This window comes from Actinomadura sp. 7K507 (assembly GCF_004348425.1).
Classification (GTDB): Bacteria; Actinomycetota; Actinomycetes; order Streptosporangiales; family Streptosporangiaceae; genus Spirillospora.
Genome location: NZ_SMKK01000451.1, coordinates 1 through 2,949 on the forward strand (window position 1 = coordinate 1; position 2,949 = coordinate 2,949).

At 72.5% G+C, this 2,949-nt stretch carries 3 protein-coding genes and 1 pseudogene; 3 read left to right on the forward strand and 1 reads right to left on the reverse strand.

What is annotated here, in order from left to right; genetic code table 11:
* The 3 genes and pseudogenes from E1285_RS46275 to E1285_RS44255 form a co-directional block, all read left to right on the forward strand.
* Positions 1 to 534, forward strand: a pseudogene (locus E1285_RS46275) (hypothetical protein); the annotation flags it as partial.
* The gene (locus E1285_RS44250) at positions 531 to 1,199 is read left to right on the forward strand and encodes a response regulator transcription factor (RefSeq protein ID WP_132160891.1); all 669 of its coding nucleotides are present in this window, start codon (positions 531 to 533) and stop codon (positions 1,197 to 1,199) included. The pseudogene E1285_RS46275 and the gene E1285_RS44250, both read left to right, overlap by 4 nt.
* 104 nt (positions 1,200 to 1,303) lie before the next feature.
* Positions 1,304 to 2,287 carry an aldo/keto reductase gene (locus E1285_RS44255; RefSeq protein ID WP_132160892.1) on the forward strand — a complete coding sequence of 328 codons (984 nt, stop codon included), beginning with the start codon at positions 1,304 to 1,306 and terminating at the stop codon, positions 2,285 to 2,287.
* A 55-nt stretch (positions 2,288 to 2,342) separates the two neighbouring features.
* Here the strand turns inward: E1285_RS44255 and E1285_RS44260 are convergent.
* Positions 2,343 to 2,949: phosphatase PAP2 family protein (locus tag E1285_RS44260; RefSeq protein WP_132160893.1), on the reverse strand; the 607-nt coding region annotated here is incomplete at its 5' end.

The following is a 2,949-nucleotide window of genomic DNA, read 5'->3' on the forward strand; positions in this document are numbered from 1 at the left end:
CCCCCGGACCGGGCCGCCGCACCCGGAACAACCGCCGCCGAGCCCAGGCCCACGGCCGGGACCGCTCTGCGCACCGCGCTCGGCCTCACCCGCACACCGCCGGGGGAGTGGCCCTCCGAATCGGCCCGCCACCTGGCCCGCGAACGCCACCAGGTACGCCGCGGCCTGGTCACCGCGATCGCCGTCCCCGCCGCCCTGATGGCCGCCATCGGCACCGTCATGGCGGGCTACTACGTCTACGTCACCCTCAACTCGGTCCTGACGCCCGCCGACTACGCCGCGCTGAACGTCGGCGCCCCGCGGCCCGCCGTCCAGAAGACCCTGCCGCCGATGGAGACGATGGATGCCGGGACCGTCCGCGCCACCGTCCCCGAACCCCCGCACGCCGACTGCCGCTACTACCGCCCCGACGCCGACCTGCTCGGCGTCTCCCGCATCTACCGGCTCTGCTTCACCGGCGACCGCCTCACCGCCAAGAACGCCTACGACACCGCACAGCTCAGCGCCGACCACCGACGACGGGAGAACCAGTGATCCGGGCCCTGCTCGCCGACGACGAGGCGATGATCCGCGCGGGCGTGCGGGCCATCCTGGCCGCCGACCCCGGCATCGAGGTCGTCGCCGAGGCCGCCGACGGGCACGAGGCCATCGAACTGACCCTGCGGCACCGCCCCGACGTCACCCTCCTGGACATCCGCATGCCCCGCCTGGACGGCATCGCCGCCGCCGCCGAACTGCGCCGCGCCGCACCCGGCACCGGCATCATCATGCTCACCACGTTCGGCGAGGACGAGTACATCGCCCGCGCACTGTCCGGCGGCGCCAGCGGCTTCCTCCTCAAGTCCGGCGACCCCCACGAACTCATCGCCGGCGTCCGCGCCGTCGCCGCCGGCGCCGCCTACCTGTCCCCGAAGGTCGCCCACCGCGTCATCACCGAACTCGCCGGCAGCCGCCTGTCCGGCGGCGCCCGCGCCCGCCACCGCACCGCCGGCCTCACCCCCCGCGAACGCGACGTCCTGGCACTGCTCGGCGCGGGCCTGTCCAACGCCGAAATAGCCGCGCGCCTGCACGTCGTCGAAGGGACCGTCAAGGCCTACGTCAGCGCCATCCTCACCCGCCTGGACGCCCGCAACCGCGTCCAGGCCGCCGTCATCGCCCACGAGGCCGGCCTCGTCGCCGCCACCGACGACACCCCCTGAAACCCGCTGACCCCCGAAGCCCGCCAGAACTCGAGGCAGGCGATCCGGCCGACCCGCGCACCGGCGATACGGTTGAAGTCGTCCGCTCGCGGAAGGGATTCACGATGCAGCAGCGCACCCTGGGCCAGCAGGGCCTGACCACCTCGGCCATCGGCTACGGCACGATGGGCATCACGATGGCCTACGGCCCCGGCGACGAACAGCAGGGCATCGCCGCCATCCGGCGCGCCCGCGAACTGGGCGTCACCTTCTTCGACACCGCCGAACTCTACGGCTTGGGCACCGGATCCAACGAGACCCTGGTCGGCCAGGCCGTCAAAGGCTTCCGCGACGAAGTGGTCCTGGCCACCAAGTTCGGCTTCGACCTGACCTCCGGGCAACCCGGCATGGGCCTCAACAGCCGCCCCGACAACATCCGCAAGGTCACCGACAACAGCCTGCGCTACCTGGACACCGACCACATCGACGTCCTCTACCAGCACCGCGTCGACCCCGACGTGCCGATCGAGGACGTCGCCGGCACCGTCAAGGAACTCATCGAAGCCGGCAAGGTGAAGTACTTCGGCCTCAGCGAGGCCGGCCCCCAGACCATCCGCCGCGCGCACGCCGTCCAGCCCGTCTCGGTCCTGCAGACCGAGTACTCCCTGTTCGAACGCGACGTGGAGCGACTGTTCCCGACACTGGACGAACTCGGCATCGGCTTCGTCGCCTACTCGCCGCTGGGCCGCGGCTTCATCACCGGCACCGCCAAACCCGCCGGACAGTACGACCAGACCGACATGCGCAACCACGACCCGCGCTGGCAGCCCGGCAACTTCGAGAAAAACCTCGACGCCGTCCACCGGCTCGGCGAACTCACCGCAGCCAAGGGCATCACCGTCCCCCAACTGGCCCTCGCCTGGGTGCTGGCCCAAGGCGAGCACATCGTGCCCATCCCCGGCACCCGCAGCCCCCAGCGGGTCGAGGAGAACAACGCCGCCGCCGACATCACGCTCACCGCAGCCGACCTGGAGGCCATCCGCGACATCCTGCCCACCGGCGGCTTCGGCGCCCGCTACGCCGGCCAAGGCATGCCCACCTGGACCTGACCCACGACGCCGCCGAGGCTCACAACCGCCCCGCAGACCGACCGCCGCGGGCCCGCTAACGGAGCGGGCCCTGCCTGCGGGTCACGCCGCCCATCACGTCCGGCATCGTCACCGACGCCTCGTCCACCGGACCCGCCACCGGACCACCCGCCACCGGATCCAGCCCGGCACGCGGACCCGGCACCATCGGACGCGCCGCCCCGACGTCCACACCCGCACCCGCGGCACCCACCGGCCGCGGCCCCAGCAGCGCCGCACCCCACGACACGCGCCGCAACGACTCCACCAGCGGACGCAACGCCACCACCAGCACCAGCGCCGCCACCGGAGCCGCCACCACACCCAGCAGGAACCCCGCCACCACATCGTGCGGATAATGCACGCCCACGAACACCCGTGAGAACGCCATCAACGCCGCCAGCGGCAGCACCACCGGCGCCATCGCCCGCCACGCCACCACGATCACCGCCGCCGACGCCGCCGCGATCGTCGCGTGATTACTCGGGAACGACCAGTCACCCGGCGACGGGCACGCCGCGATGTGCACCGCCCCCTGCACAGCCCGGCACGGCCGCTCCTCCTCGATGAAGGTCTTGGAGACCTCACTCACCAGATACGCCGCCACCACCGCGAACGGCGCCGCCAGCGCCAGGCCCATCGCC